This window comes from Cellulomonas bogoriensis 69B4 = DSM 16987 (assembly GCF_000767165.1).
GTDB classification, from domain to species: Bacteria; Actinomycetota; Actinomycetes; order Actinomycetales; family Cellulomonadaceae; genus Actinotalea; species Actinotalea bogoriensis.
This window is the reverse complement of the sequence record NZ_AXCZ01000344.1, coordinates 1-1,134: the sequence shown is the minus strand read 5'-3', so window position 1 is coordinate 1,134 and position 1,134 is coordinate 1. Positions and strand designations below refer to the sequence as shown.

Genomic DNA, 1,134 nt, shown 5'->3' with positions numbered 1-1,134 from the left:
GCGTCCACGCGGTCGGCGTCCAGGTCGAGCTCGGTGACCAGGGCGCGGACGGCGGGGGCGGCCAGGTGCAGGGACTCGGCGCCGACGTCGAGGGTGGTGCCGGCGACGGTCCCGGTGCGGATCTGGCCCCCGAGCACGGGCCCGGACTCCAGGAGGGTGACCTCGTGCCCGGCCTGGTGCAGGCGGCGGGCGGCGACCAGTCCGGTGACCCCTCCGCCGACGACCACGGCGCGAGGCAGGTGACTGGTCGGTCCCATGCGGCGGCTCCTGGGTCGGGGTCGGCCCGGTGTGCGCGGCCTCGTGCACGCTAGGTCGGCACCGTCAGGGGCCGCTGGGCCCTACGTCCCGGTGGTGGGATGTTCCTGCAGGGCGCGGGCAGCGGTGAGGTGCGCGGTGACGGCGGCCACGGTCGCCGGGTCGGCGAGCAGCCGGTGGTGGCCGAGGCCCTCGGTGGTCAGGAGCGTGGCGTCGGGCCAGGTCGCGGCGACCTCGGCCCCGATCGCGTGCGCGGTCTCCTTGTCGTGGCGGTCGTGGACGACGAGCGTGGGGGGCATCGCGCCGTCGGCGCCGAGGCCCGGTAGGGAGAAGTGGGTGACGGGGTGGCCGGTGTAGTGCAGGACCTGCTGGTCCAGGTGGGCGCGGGTGCGGTCGGACAGTCCCAGCGCACCGGTGAAGTGGCGGGTGATCTGGTCGAACCCGGGCCCGGGGGCGATGAGGACGAGGCGCTCGGTGGTGACGCCCGCGCGGACGACGCTGGCGGCGGCGACGCAGCTCAACGAGTGCGCGACGATCCCGGCCGCGGGGCCGTGGGTGCGGTGCACGAGCTCGAGGGTCTCGGTCATCTCCACGAGCGTGCCGTACCCGGCGCCCATGAGGCCGGGGTCGGCGTCGCCGTGACCGGGGGCGTCGAACGCGACGACCTGGTGCCCGGCGGCCACGAGCGGCTCGACGAACGCCCCGAGCTGGCCGCGCCAGCCGCCCCACCCGTGCATGAGGTAGACGACCGGGCCCTCGCCCCACGTCTCGGTGACGACGTCCCCGCCCCGGGCGGTCGCCAGGCGCCGGACCTCACCGGCACGGGGACGGTGGTCACGTCGGCGGCCGGCGCCGCTGGGCAGGGTGCACCACACCCGG

Annotated in this window: 2 protein-coding genes; both read right to left on the bottom strand. The window is 76.6% G+C overall.

The window, feature by feature from the left end; all coding sequences use genetic code 11:
* Positions 1 to 257 (bottom strand): FAD-dependent oxidoreductase (locus N869_RS15270; protein ID WP_035063093.1); only part of this gene is annotated, 257 nt, incomplete at its 3' end.
* 81 nt (positions 258 to 338) lie between these two features.
* Positions 339 to 1,134, bottom strand: a 796-nt coding sequence (locus N869_RS15265) for an alpha/beta fold hydrolase (protein WP_052105652.1), incomplete at its 5' end; no start/stop codon positions are given.